The sequence below is a fragment of the Jeotgalibaca porci genome (genome assembly GCF_011299095.1).
GTDB classification, from domain to species: Bacteria; Bacillota; Bacilli; order Lactobacillales; family Aerococcaceae; genus Jeotgalibaca; species Jeotgalibaca porci.
The window spans coordinates 1,222,215-1,234,340 of sequence record NZ_CP049889.1; the positions used below are offsets into that span (position 1 = coordinate 1,222,215).

The window sequence follows — 12,126 nt, forward strand, 5'->3', positions numbered from 1 at the left end:
TATTTAATTAATATCACACTAGCATAATTTACAAAAATAGGGAGCGTCAATAATTTTGTGTAAATGGCTTTTCCCTGCTGCAGATTGCTTCTACACTTCCAACAGTTCGCATAGCATTTGTTCCAGCTCGCCTTCGGCCTGTTGGAAGCCTTTATGACTACGGCCCAAGAATTTCTGGTTGTACGTATCAAAAGACGCGACCAGGAAGCGTTCCATAGAATCTTCATTCTGGAACTGTTCCTTCCGATGGCTGTACTCTTGATTTGCTTATTGAAGGATTCAATCAGGTTCGTCGAATAAATACTCTTGCGTATGGCTACGGGGAAATCATAGAAAGTAAGCAAGTTATCATTCGAGAGGATGGATGCCACCACTTTTGGGTAGCTTACTTTCCATTTTTCCGCAAAAGCACCACGTGCTTCCAATGCCGCCTCTTTAGACGCAGCTTGATACACCATTTTAAAATCGTCACAAACATCCTTGCGATCATCAACGCGTACCTTGTGACTGATATTACGGGAAACGTGCACACAACAATGTTGAAAACGGGCTTTGGGATAGAACCGCTGAACGGCCCCTGCCATCCCCTTTAAACCATCCGTGATGAAAAGGAGGACGTTTTTCACACCACGTTCCTGGAGGTCCATTAAAATCTCTTCCCAAATCGTGATGGATTCAGTTGGTGCAATCGCGTAGCTCAACACTTCCTTTGAACCGTCCGGGCGAATGCCAACTGCGATATGAATGGCTTCCTTGGCGACGGTTTTCCGCTTTAAAGGGATATACGTTGCGTCCATATAAATAGCGGCATAACGGTCATGAAGCTCCCGCTCTTTAAACGACGTGACCTCTTCTGTAAAAGATTTTGTTATATTGGACATGGTTTGGGGCGTGTAGTGATGCCCATACATTTTCTCAATCAAGTCTGCGATTTCCGACATGGTAATACCTTTTCGGAAGAGGTGAATGACGGTCTCCTCTAAGGTATCATTCGTCCGTCTATAAGCAGGAACAGTCTGTTGCTTGAACTCGCCGTTGCGGTCGCGCGGAATCTGGAGATGAAGTTCCCCATACTCGGTATTGACCGTACGGTCATAGGAGCCGTTACGAGAATTACCCGTGTTAAAACCAATGCGATCGTACTTTTCGTAATCGAGGAAAGCCGTTAACTCCGTTTTGAGAAGCGTATTGACAGCTTTCTCCAAATGGACACGGAATAATTCATTCAAATCGCCTTTGTTCGCTAGAGTCTTTAGAATTTCTGTAGTAAAATCGTTCATAGGGAAGTCCTCTTTTCTGTGAATGTGTTGTGGTAACTCTATTCTACAGAAGGGACTTCCTTTTTTCTATTTACACAAAATATTTTACACTCTCCAAAAATATTCCATAAAACATTTTTTTACTAAAGATGTTGTTTATAAAATCACATATCAATTCACATATGTATTCACAAAGATAATAGATTTATTATTTTTTAAAATAACTGTGATTTTATATGTGAATACATATGTGTTTTTTAATATATATTAGTATTCAAGGCAATCTTAATCCTAGTATTTAAGCCGAAAAATGAGAGAAACCAACTATGCGATTTCATGTGTGAATCATAGTGTGATTTCTCTTGAGATTTTAACTATTTTAGCAACTTTTGCACCTATAAACGGAACCCGTTGGGATTTTTCCCAAGGCTCTTTTTTTGATTCTTGTGATTACGGTCTCATTACCATTTTTTCAAGCTTTATAAAAAGAGATGTTACAAAACATAACATTAAAATGTAATGAAATGTTTGCGCGGTACATCTAATCTAATTATAATTTTTAGGGAGAGGTGGTGCAAGGGTGATTAAATTAGAGAACGTCAATAAATATTTTGGCAGTCATCATGTATTAAAGGATGTAAATCTAACGGTCCAGGAAGGTGAAAAGCTGGTTATTATCGGCCCTTCCGGCTCGGGTAAGAGCACAACAGTCCGCTGCGTTAACTTTTTAGAAGAACCGACAAGCGGGTCTGTTTTTATTGATGGTAAACAATTAACGTCGAAAAATAAATTAGAAATCGTAAGAGAAACGTCTGCAATGGTTTTCCAGCAATTTAATTTATACCCGCATATGACCGTGTTAGAGAATCTGACGCTCGGTCCGATGAAACTCCAGAAAAAATCGCGTGGAGATGCGGAAGCACTCGCATATAAATATTTAGATGTCGTAGGCTTAACTGAAAAAGCCAATGCTTATCCAGCAAATCTTTCGGGCGGACAGCAGCAACGGGTCGCAATAGCACGCTCCTTGTGCTCGGAAAAGAAAATATTTCTCTTTGATGAACCAACCTCGGCTCTTGATCCGGAAACGGTTCAGGAAGTTTTGGATGTCATGATTAAATTATCCGAATTGAATATCACAATGATTGTGGTGACGCATGAGATGGGCTTTGCTCGTGAAGTAGCCGACCGGGTTGTCTTCATGGACCAGGGGCAAATATTAGAAGAAGGACCGCCCGAGCATTTCTTTGATCAACCGACGCATGAAAGAACAAAAGCATTTTTAAGTAAGATATTACGCTGACAACCATGCAGCTATTCGAGGAGGAAATACAATGAAAAAGCACTTATTAAAAGGATTATTACTACTTGCAACGGTCACGTTAGGAGCCTGTTCAGGGGAATCGACTGCCGGGACGTCGAATCAAACAACGGTTGATACGATTAAAGAAGCTGGTGTTTTACGAGTGGGTGTAAAAGACGATGTACCGAATTTTGGCTTGCGTAACACGGGAACAAATGAAATTGAAGGTTTTGAAATTGACCTTGCCAAGAAAGTTGCGGAAGAAATCTTAGGTGATCCAGATGCAATTGAATTTACTCCTGTAACAGCGAAAACACGCGGACCGCTTGTCGATAACGGCGAAGTTGATGTATTAATTTCTACGTTTACGATTACGGATGAGCGTAAAGAAACGTATAACTTCACAAATCCCTATTACCAAGATGCAGTCGGAATCCTCGTTAAAAAGGATAAAGGCTATGAAGGCCTGAAAGATATGGACGGCGCAACAATAGGTGTGTCTCAAAGCTCAACAACATCCGGTCTGATTGATGAAGAAGCAGAACAATATGGCATTACATTGAAATATTCTGAATTTGCGACATATCCAGAAATTAAAGCAGCGCTTGATTCAAACCGTGTGGATGCATTCAGTGTGGACCGTTCCATCTTAAATGGTTACAGTGATGATTCGACTGTTATTTTGCCCGATCGTTTTGGGACACAAGACTATGGTGCCGTTACGAAGAAAACAAACACAGAATTGGCTGAGTACTTGAATGACTTGGTTAACGGTTGGTTAGATGATGGCACAATTGATGCAATGATTACGGAATGGGGACTGAGTGAATGAGAAGCTCAAGTCCATTCGCGCTTTGGCGCTTTGAGTCACTCCTTCAAAACAGTGAACCACTTTTAGGAGGACTGCTCAGAACGATTCTTGTTGCAACATTGGCTCTTTTATTGGCTTTGGCAATCGGGATTGTGATTGGTTTGTTTTCGACTTCCCAAAATCGTATTTTGAAAGGGATGGCTCGAATTTATGTCGAATTTTTCCAAAACATTCCATTGGTGATTCAAATCTTCTTTATGTATAACGGGCTGGCTATGGCTGGCCTTGTTCTATCTGAATTCACGATTGGGGTCATCGGGGTTGGGCTTTATCACGGAGCCTATATTGGGGAGGTCGTGCGAGCCGGTATTCTGGCTATCCCGAAAGGTCAGACAGAAGCGGCGTACTCACAAGGTTTTGATTACATTCAAACGATGCGCTATATTGTTTTACCGCAGACCATTAAGATTATTTTGCCGCCTTTGGCAAATCAAGCAGTTAACTTAATAAAAAATACTTCCGTTCTCGCGATTATTGCAGGTGGCGATTTAATGTATACGGCTGATTCTTATGCTTCATCCAGCTTAAATTATGGTCCTGCTTATTTAGTAGCCGGCCTTGTGTATTTTATTTTGTGTTATCCGTTGGCTATTTTTGCCAAGAGATACGAAGAGAAATTAAAGCGAAGAGATATAGCGACGGTTACGCCGTTGGATTTGCCGGAGGTGATTGAATGATTGAAACAATTCAACGTGTATTTTCACCCGATAATCTGGCATTTTTAATGAATGGTCTAAAAGTGACGCTACTTATTTCACTCAGTGTTATCGTCGGATCCATCATTTTTGGAACCATCCTTGGGTTGTTACGCCAATACCGGATAGCTGTTCTGACGCAATTAGCCAGCCTGTACATTGAGATTTTCCGCAATACTCCGCTCTTGTTGTGGATGCTGGGCTGTGCGTTTTTAATACCCGGCAGCACGGTCACCATTAAGGGTGCTTTTGCTTTGTTTCTCTATACGGCCGCTGTTATAGCGGAAATTGTGAGGGGTGGTTTGAATGCCATCGACAAAGGCCAATTCGAAGCGGCTTATTCGCAAGGTTTCTCGTTTATTCAAACACTGCGCTACATTGTCTTGCCGCAATGTTTTAAACGTATTATTCCCTCGCTCTTGTCCCAAGTTATTACGACAGTAAAAGACACATCATTTCTGGCCGGGTTAGGGATTATGGAATTGACACGAAGCGGCCAAGTTATTTTGGGTCGCGCGACACAAACAACCGAAGTTTTTTTATTATACGGCTTCATCGGACTGACGTATTTTGTGGTCTGTTTCGCACTCTCTTTGGCAGTCAGATACTGGCATAAGAAAAATACAATCGTTTAATAGTAACTGCCACTTTGGAAAGTCTCAAGTATAAAGTAAAATTTAGCTTTTTACTTGAGCATATTACGAAAAAGTCTCAAGTAAAACCGCTAAAGGTAGCGACCCCCAAAAGTTAGAGTTTTAATTATGCAGCCAATTGGCTGGTTTGAGTTCGGTATTCTACTGGACTTAGGCCAGCCAATTTTTCTTTCGATCGAACTTGGTTGTACCAATCGATATACTCGGAAATCCTTGATTCAAGCTCACCATAACTTACCATTTTTTCTCCGTGATACATTTCCTGTTTCAGAATGCCGAAGAAATTTTCCATCGCTGCATTATCAGCACACGTTGCTTTCCGAGACATGCTTTGAAAGAGTTTGTTTTTCTTCAAGATTTTAACCCACTTGTTGTGCTGGTACTGCCACCCTTGGTCCGAATGAAGGGTCGTGCGGACGGTGCCGTGTTTACGAATGATGCCGACGGCCTCCTGCAGGGGCTTCATCACGAAGTCCAGAGTTGGTCGCTTATTCATGCTGTAGGCGATGACCTCTCCGTTATACAAGTCCAGAATAGGGCTAAAGTATAACTTCTCCTCCCCCATACACTTGAATTCAGTGACGTCCGTGACGAGTTTCTGTAAGGGGATAGTGGTGTGGAAGCGCCGATTCAGTCGGTTCTTCGCAACGGTTCCCACTTTCCCTCTATAGGAATTGTACTTGCGAGACTTCCGCATGAACTTGACACATTTTAAACCTATTTCTTGCATGAGGCGGTACACCTTTTTGTGGTTGACGCAATGTCCCAGTTTTTGCATTTCCTTCGTGAGTCGTTTATACCCATACCGCTCTTTGAACTGAAAGAAAAGCTGTCGGATCAGCTCTTTTAGAGCCCCATCCGGGTCCGCTATTCCCAGTTGTTTCGCGTGGTAATGGTACGTTGCGGATGGGATTCCAACTACTGAAAGGATATCCTTCAGTTTGAATCCTTCTTCTTTGAGTGCGTATGCCACTGCTGTTTGTGCTTTTCGAGAAAGGTGTCTGGATTCTCCCGGAAAGCTTTCAACTTTTTTAAGTAAGCAATCTCTAATCTTAGTAATTCATTTTCACGTTCCAGCTCTTCTTGGGAAAGAGAAGTGGACTTTGCTTGTTTTCCCGGCTGTTTTCTCGGTTTTCTGGACATGGGAGGTCGCCCCTTTTGTTTTGGTTTCAGGCCTTTTATCCCGTTCTCTTGGAAGGCCCGGTTCCAGTTGGCGATGAGGGAAGGATTGTTCATGCCGAAGGCAATGGCCGTTTCGGAATAAGAAGCGCCTGTTTCTTTCATAAAGTGTAATACATCCACCTTGAATTGAACAGGGTAGACCGTCTTCTTCCGCTTCCTCTTCAGACCTTCCAACCCGAATTCTTGGAAAAATGTCACCCATTTTCGGACGGTTGCGGCATCAGGAATGGCATGTTTCTTCGCCAAGGCGCTATATCCCAACGGGCCATCCAGATATTCTTGCACAACTTGTAACTTGAATGCTTCACTATATTTTGCCATAAAAAGAACCCCCAAAAGTTTAGATTTTACTCTAACTTTTGGGGGTCGGTACCAAAAGGCAGTTCTACTTGAGACTTTTTTTATTTATAGTTCATTTTCGCTCAATTTAAAGGTATCGCCATTTTCTAAATCACCGGCTTCAAAACCTTTATAGAACCAACGAATACGTTGGTCAGAAGTACCATGCGTAAAACTGTCAGGCACAACGTAACCTTGAGCAGCTTCTTGAATCCGATCATCGCCGACTGCAGAAGCGGCATTTAAGGCCTCTTCAATATCGCCTTCTTCCAAATAATCCATATCTTGGACGTAATGAGCCCAGACACCGGCATAATAATCTGCTTGCAGTTCCAGCCGTTTTAAGTAACGATTATATTCTGTTTCAGCTACTTTTCCGCGTAAATCCTGCACTTGTTTTGAAGTACCTAGTAAATATTGAACATGATGCCCGACTTCATGGGCAACAACATAGGCCATCGCAAAATCACCGGGAGCTTGGAACTTTTCGGATAATTCATCATAGAAACTCAAATCGATGTACAGACTTTGATCGCCCGGACAATAAAACGGTCCTGTCGATGAACCTGCAACGCCGCACGCGGATTGGACACTATTGGTAAAAAGGACCAGAGTCGGCTCTTCGTAGTCCATGCCGTACTCGTTGAATACCTCATTCCACACCACTTCGGTATCTGCTAGCACCACGCTGACAAAATCAGCGACTTCCTGTTCTTCCGTTGTTCCGGTGTACGTATTGTTTTGTTGGTTGGGCGTGTTACCAGTCAGAATAGAAGGGTCGCCACCCAACAAGGTGAAAATTAAATAAATAATGAGACCAACACCACCAATTCCGCCACCAATCATTCCGCCACTCATACCACGCCGGTCTTCGACGTTTGAGCTTGATTTTCTGCCTTTCCATTTCATTTCTGTTCGCCTCCAAGTAAATCCTATTTATGCTTCTATTTTACCAAGCCCGAAATAAAAGCACGAATGTTATGGTCGTGGAATAAAAAATTAAAAAAGTAGTTGACGATTAATAAAAAGGTGTTATGATGTATTTACGATATGTAACCGGTTACTTAATACAAGGAGAGCGTGGGGATAAAAATGACAACAATTAGAGATGTAGCAAAATTAGCCGGTGTATCTGTGGCTACAGTATCACGAGCATTAAATAATAGCGGCTATGTCAGCATATCTGCCCGAGAAAAAGTCGAGAAGGCTGTAAAAGAGCTGAACTTTTATCCGAATGAGGTCGCACGCTCTCTTTTCCAAAAGAAATCTAAATTGATTGGTTTATTATTGCCTGACATCACGAACCCTTTCTTCCCAGCGATTGCTAAAGGTGTAGAAGATTGCGTGAACGAGCGCGGCTATAGCCTTTTATTAGGTAATGTTGAAGGCGATTCAGAGAAACAAGAAAAATATTTACGTATATTTGAACAGAATAATATTGCGGGAGTTATTTCTGCCGTACAAGGTAACCCGATTAATTTGAAAAATATGCCATTTGTTTCCTTAGATAGAATTAACGAAGAACAAAAATATGTGGTGCATTCAGATGATTTCTTAGGTGGACAACTGGCAGCACAGGCGATTATTGATGGCAGGGCTAAGAAAGTCGTGATTATGGCCGGACCGGAAAATGTTTCAGCTTCTAAGGTGCGTTTGAAAGGGAACAAGGATATACTGGATAGATATGCCGTTCCGTACGAAATCTTTCAAACAGAAAGTTTTCATTTAGATTTAGCAGAGGAAACAGCAAAAGCAGTATTTAATCAACTGTCTGAATTCGACAGTGTTATTGCTTCGAATGATATCTATGGCTTGGCATTAATTACCGAAGCACATAAAAGAGGCATAAAAGTCCCCGAAGAACTCCAAGTAATCGGTTATGATGACATGCCGTTCAGTAAAATGATGACACCGCCATTAACGACGATATCGCAACCTGCTTACGAGATCGGTTATAAAGGTGCAAAGCTTTTGTGTAATGTGATGGAACGCGACTCTGTAACAGAGAAACGCATCCAACTACCCGTAACACTAATAAAAAGAGAAACGTTAAGAGAGAAGGATGAACATGAGTAAAATTATGGTAATCGGCAGTATTTCTACAGACTTTGTAGTTTTGACAGATAGACGACCTCAAGTCGGCGAAACAGTAACAGGAAATGATTTCCAGACAACATTTGGAGGGAAAGGTGCGAACCAAGCAGTTGCAAGTGCGCGTTTAGGCGGAGACGTCAGCATGGTGGGAACGGTCGGAACTGACGTTTTTGGTAGCCAACTCATCCAAAACTTGGCAGATAACGGAATTGTTACAGACAATGTGGAACGGGTTACAGAAAAACCATCCGGATCGGCACACATCACAATTGCAGACGGCGACAACAGCATCGTCTATATCCCGGGAGCAAACAATGAAATGACGGTAGCACGGATTGAGCAATTGAAAGAAACACTTCTAACTGCAGCGATTGTGATTGTTCAAAATGAATTACCTCAAGCTGTGATTGATGAAATTATTACTTTCTGTTTTGAAAATGACATCAAAACAATCTATAACCCAGCACCAGCAAGAGTGGTAGCGGCAGAAATTTTAGAAAAGGCAACCTACTTCACGCCGAATGAGAGCGAGTTTCATCAACTGTTTCCGGATTTAACGATTACGGAAGGGTTGGAAAAGTACCCGAATCAATTGATTCTCACAATGGGCTCGAAAGGTGTTTACTTTAATGATGGGGAAAAAGAAGTGCAAATTCCTTCTTATAAAGTGGTACCAGTCGATACAACGGGAGCGGGCGATACTTTTAACGGAGCATTTGCAGTGGCATTATCAAAAGGAATGAGTGTGCAGTCTAGTATTCAGTTTGGTAACTTGGCAGCTTCCTTATCTATTCAAAAAATGGGTGCACAGGGTGGCATGCCGACACTAGAAGCGATGAAAGCGAGTGAAGATTATGAAAAAGCATGGGATATTTAACAGTGATATTTCAAAAGTTTTAGCAGATTTAGGTCATACGGATCAAATTGCTATCGGAGATGCAGGCCTGCCGATTCCAGCCGGTGTTCCTAAAATTGATTTAGCGATTGCCCAAGCAGATCCTTCTTTCATCAAAGTCTTGAAAGTGGTTTTGGATGATATGAAAGTGGAAGAAGTTATTTTAGCTGAGGAAATTAAAACAAAAAATCCAGAGCAATTAGCAGCAGTTGAAGCTGCATTAACTGAGGATGAAGGCATTCATTATGTCAGTCATGAAGCATTTAAAGAGCAATTGAAACAGGTAAAAGTTGTGATTCGAACGGGAGAATGTACACCGTATTCAAATATCATATTGCAATCAGGCGTTTTATTTTAGGAGGTGAATCTTTTGGAAATAAGAATGACAGGAATTAAGAAAAGTTTCGGAACGAACTCAGTTCTTCGCGGCGTTGACTTTGATATTCAACCCGGAGAAGTCCATGCATTGATGGGAGAAAATGGTGCAGGGAAGTCAACGTTGATGAATATCTTGACGGGATTGCATAAATTAGATGCAGGCGAAATTATGGTTGATGGTAAAAAACAACACTTTGCTAACCCAAAAGAAGCAGAAGAATACGGCATCAGTTTCATTCATCAAGAGATGAATACGTGGCCGGATATGACTGTTCTTGAGAATTTATTTATCGGAAAAGAACCAACCAACAAATTCGGATTGATTCAAACGAAAAAAATGAAAGAACAAGCGAACCAAATTTTCCAAGATTTGGGTATTGCGATTGATTTAAATACGGAAGTAAGAGAACTTTCGGTTGGACAACAGCAAATGATCGAAATTGCCAAATCTCTGATGACGCATGCAAAAGTGATTATTATGGATGAGCCGACTGCTGCTTTGACGGAAAGAGAAATCGATACCCTATTCAAATTGATTCAAACATTGACAGAAAAAGGTGTGTCCATCGTCTACATTTCTCACCGGATGGAAGAAATATTCAAGATTAGCGACCGTATTACCGTTATGCGTGATGGGATTTCAATCGATACATCTTTGACAAAAGAAACGACAAATGATGAAGTTGTTCGCAAGATGGTTGGTCGTGAATTAGAAGACTATTACCCACAAAAGACAGCAACTATAAAAGAAGATGTCTTCGAAGTAAAAGGTTTGACGCAAAAAGGACGTTTTGAAAATATATCTTTCTCTGTAAAGTCAGGTGAAATCGTTGGATTCTCTGGTTTGATGGGAGCAGGAAGAACAGAAATCATGCGCGCTATTTTCGGTATTGATTCCTTTGACTCAGGTGAAATTGTTCTTGAAGGCAAGCCGCTTACTATCAAAGCACCAAGCGACGCAATCGTAAATGGTATCGGTTTCTTGACAGAAAACCGGAAAGAAGAAGGATTGGTCCTTGATTATTCATTGAGAGATAATATCAGTCTCCCTTCAATTGATGGTTTTAAGAAGTACGGCATTATTGATACAAAAGCAGAAAGTTCCTTTGCATTAATGTTAATGGAACGTTTGAAAGTAAAAGCAGTCAGTGAAATGGATGCGGCGTCCAGTCTATCAGGCGGGAACCAGCAAAAAGTAGTCCTGGCCAAATGGATTGGCATTGGTTCGAAAGTGTTGATCTTGGATGAACCAACGCGCGGTGTGGACGTCGGGGCGAAACGTGAGATTTATCAATTGATGAACGAGTTGGCTGATCGTGGCGTAGCTATTATCATGGTTTCCAGTGATTTACCGGAAATACTAGGTGTCAGTGATCGCGTAGTGGTTGTTCACGAAGGTAAGATTGCCGGTGAACTATCCAAAGCAGCTGCGACTGAAGAAAAAATTATGCAATTAGCAACGGGAGGCTATTAACATGCTCAATAAAGAAACGATGAATGACAAAAAAGAATCACGAATTCCCAAGGATGCACTTGGTAAATTAGGACCCTTGTTGGCGTTAGTCGTCATGGTCATTTTAGTAACAATTCTAAACAGTAACTTTATTTCACCGACAAACTTACTTAACTTGCTGAGACAAGTTTCGACAAATGCGCTTATTGCATTCGGTATGACATTCGTTATTATCACAGGCGGAATTGATTTGTCCGTTGGTTCAACACTAGCATTGAGCAGTGTGTTGATGGCAGGCGCGATTAGAGCGGGTGTAGATCCGTTCCTAGCAATGCTATTGGCTGCGATTGTGGGTCTAATCTTGGGAAGCATCAACGGCTTGTTAATCACTAAAGGGAAGATGGCACCGTTTATCGCAACATTGGCAACAATGACTGTATACCGTGGTTTGACTTTGGTTTATACAGAAGGAAACCCGATTACAGGAATCGGTGACAGCTTCTTGTTCAAGTTCGTAGGACGCGGCTACTTCTTCGGTATTCCATTCCCGGTTGTTATGATGGTTGTGAGCTTTGCATTTTTATATGTTCTCTTGCACAAAATGACATTCGGTAGAAAAACTTTTACAATCGGTGGGAATGAAAAAGCTTCATTCATTGCCGGAATTAAAAACGACCGTATTAAAATCGGTATTTACGCAATTTCAGGTTTGATGGCTTCTATTTCCGGAATTATCATCACTTCTCGTTTGAACTCAGCACAACCAACTGCCGGGAATGCTTATGAAATGGATGCTATTGCATCGGTTGTATTAGGTGGCACAAGTTTGGCTGGTGGACGCGGAAAACTTTCTGGAACGTTAATTGGTGCTTTGATTATCGGGACATTGAACAACGGAATGAACTTATTGGGAATTTCAAGTTTCTACCAACAAGTCGTTAAAGGAATCGTTATTATTATCGCTGTATTATTGGACCGTAAAAATAAAAAATAATAAGGAGTAA

At 41.5% G+C, this 12,126-nt stretch carries 12 protein-coding genes and 1 pseudogene; 9 read left to right on the forward strand and 4 right to left on the reverse strand.

The features are described 5' to 3' along the window. Nucleotides 1-90 precede the first annotated feature (90 nt). Nucleotides 91-1,280: pseudogene (locus tag G7058_RS06320) on the reverse strand (IS256 family transposase). A 559-nt stretch (nucleotides 1,281-1,839) separates the two neighbouring features. Between G7058_RS06320 and G7058_RS06325 the strand changes: the two are divergent. The 4 genes from G7058_RS06325 to G7058_RS06340 are packed head-to-tail and all read left to right on the forward strand — an operon-like array spanning nucleotide 1,840 to nucleotide 4,763. After that, complete coding sequence (locus G7058_RS06325) at nucleotides 1,840-2,562, forward strand: amino acid ABC transporter ATP-binding protein (RefSeq protein ID WP_166062733.1); 723 nt, start codon at nucleotides 1,840-1,842, stop codon at nucleotides 2,560-2,562. Between the two features lie 31 nt (nucleotides 2,563-2,593). After that, entirely contained in the window at nucleotides 2,594-3,394 is an 801-nt protein-coding gene (locus G7058_RS06330; protein ID WP_166062734.1) for a transporter substrate-binding domain-containing protein, read from the forward strand. Beyond that, a complete protein-coding gene (locus G7058_RS06335; RefSeq protein WP_166062735.1) occupies nucleotides 3,391-4,110 on the forward strand; it encodes an amino acid ABC transporter permease in 720 nt (239 codons plus the stop codon). Before G7058_RS06330 ends, G7058_RS06335 begins: the two co-directional genes overlap by 4 nt. Next, nucleotides 4,107-4,763, forward strand: a complete 657-nt coding sequence (locus tag G7058_RS06340) for an amino acid ABC transporter permease (protein WP_166062736.1) — start codon at nucleotides 4,107-4,109, stop codon at nucleotides 4,761-4,763. Before G7058_RS06335 ends, G7058_RS06340 begins: the two co-directional genes overlap by 4 nt. 124 nt (nucleotides 4,764-4,887) lie before the next feature. On the opposite strand, the gene G7058_RS06345 is transcribed toward G7058_RS06340, so the two are convergent. From G7058_RS06345 to ypfJ, 3 genes are all read right to left on the reverse strand, one after another. Further along, complete coding sequence (locus G7058_RS06345) at nucleotides 4,888-5,832, reverse strand: IS3 family transposase (protein WP_227004523.1); 945 nt, start codon at nucleotides 5,830-5,832, stop codon at nucleotides 4,888-4,890. After that, nucleotides 5,718-6,284, reverse strand: a complete 567-nt coding sequence (locus G7058_RS06350) for a helix-turn-helix domain-containing protein (protein ID WP_166062738.1) — start codon at nucleotides 6,282-6,284, stop codon at nucleotides 5,718-5,720. Before G7058_RS06350 ends, G7058_RS06345 begins: the two co-directional genes overlap by 115 nt. An 84-nt stretch (nucleotides 6,285-6,368) precedes the next feature. Next, nucleotides 6,369-7,211 carry a KPN_02809 family neutral zinc metallopeptidase gene (gene ypfJ, locus G7058_RS06355; protein ID WP_166062739.1) on the reverse strand — a complete coding sequence of 281 codons (843 nt, stop codon included), beginning with the start codon at nucleotides 7,209-7,211 and terminating at the stop codon, nucleotides 6,369-6,371. Nucleotides 7,212-7,394: 183 nt separating this feature from the next. On the opposite strand from ypfJ, the gene G7058_RS06360 reads away from it, so the two are divergent. The 5 genes from G7058_RS06360 to G7058_RS06380 are packed head-to-tail and all read left to right on the forward strand — an operon-like array spanning nucleotide 7,395 to nucleotide 12,116. Continuing rightward, on the forward strand, nucleotides 7,395-8,378 hold the full coding sequence (locus G7058_RS06360) for a LacI family DNA-binding transcriptional regulator (protein WP_166062740.1): 984 nt from the start codon (nucleotides 7,395-7,397) through the stop codon (nucleotides 8,376-8,378). Next, nucleotides 8,371-9,273 carry a ribokinase gene (gene rbsK / locus G7058_RS06365; protein WP_166062741.1) on the forward strand — a complete coding sequence of 301 codons (903 nt, stop codon included), beginning with the start codon at nucleotides 8,371-8,373 and terminating at the stop codon, nucleotides 9,271-9,273. Before G7058_RS06360 ends, rbsK begins: the two co-directional genes overlap by 8 nt. Continuing rightward, on the forward strand, nucleotides 9,251-9,649 hold the full coding sequence (rbsD, locus tag G7058_RS06370) for a D-ribose pyranase (RefSeq protein ID WP_166062742.1): 399 nt from the start codon (nucleotides 9,251-9,253) through the stop codon (nucleotides 9,647-9,649). The genes rbsK and rbsD overlap by 23 nt, the downstream gene beginning before the upstream one ends. A 12-nt stretch (nucleotides 9,650-9,661) precedes the next feature. Further along, entirely contained in the window at nucleotides 9,662-11,143 is a 1,482-nt protein-coding gene (locus G7058_RS06375) for a sugar ABC transporter ATP-binding protein (RefSeq protein ID WP_166062743.1), read from the forward strand. Nucleotide 11,144: 1 nt separating this feature from the next. Then, nucleotides 11,145-12,116: an ABC transporter permease gene (locus G7058_RS06380; protein WP_166062744.1), complete on the forward strand. Its 972-nt coding sequence runs from the start codon at nucleotides 11,145-11,147 to the stop codon at nucleotides 12,114-12,116. Nucleotides 12,117-12,126: the final 10 nt, after the last annotated feature.